Consider the following 544-nt stretch of genomic DNA (forward strand, 5'->3'; position numbering starts at 1 on the left):
TCCCAAATCATGCATTTGCGGTTTAGCTCAAGGCCCATGCCTTTTTGCCCGTCCATGCCCACTTCGCCGCCGTAGTAGATACACGGAGAGCCCACTTGGGTGAACATAAACAGATACGCCAGTTTCGCTTTGCGCTTGTCGTTGCCACACAGGCTCAAAAGGCGCGTGGTGTCGTGGCTTTCCAGCAGATTAAACATCGCCTCATTGACGTTACGCGGGTAAGCAAGGTAAGAGCGCGTAACCGCATTGATGAAGCTGGTTTTGTCGTCGTTGCCAAGGGCAAAGAAGTCAGTGATCGCCTGTGTCAGCGGATAGTTCATCAGCGAGTCGTATTGATCGCCGCGCAGCCACGGCATGCCTTCGTGCCAGATCTCGCCCAAAATGTAGCAATCGGGCTTGATGCCTTTGACCAAACGGCGGAAATCACGCCAGAACTCGTGGTCGACCTCGTTGGCTACGTCTAAACGCCAGCCGTCGATATCAAACTCTTGCACCCAATGGCGCGCCACATCCAACAGGTAGGCGCGGCACTCTGGGTTTTCGG

At 54.8% G+C, this 544-nt stretch carries 1 protein-coding gene; it reads right to left on the bottom strand.

Features of this window, described 5'->3' with window-relative positions; genetic code table 11:
- Positions 1-544 (bottom strand): alpha-amylase family glycosyl hydrolase (locus tag R7E78_RS29740; protein ID WP_318059095.1); only part of this gene is annotated, 544 nt, incomplete at both ends.

The organism is Vibrio sp. YT-19(2023) (assembly GCF_033337395.1).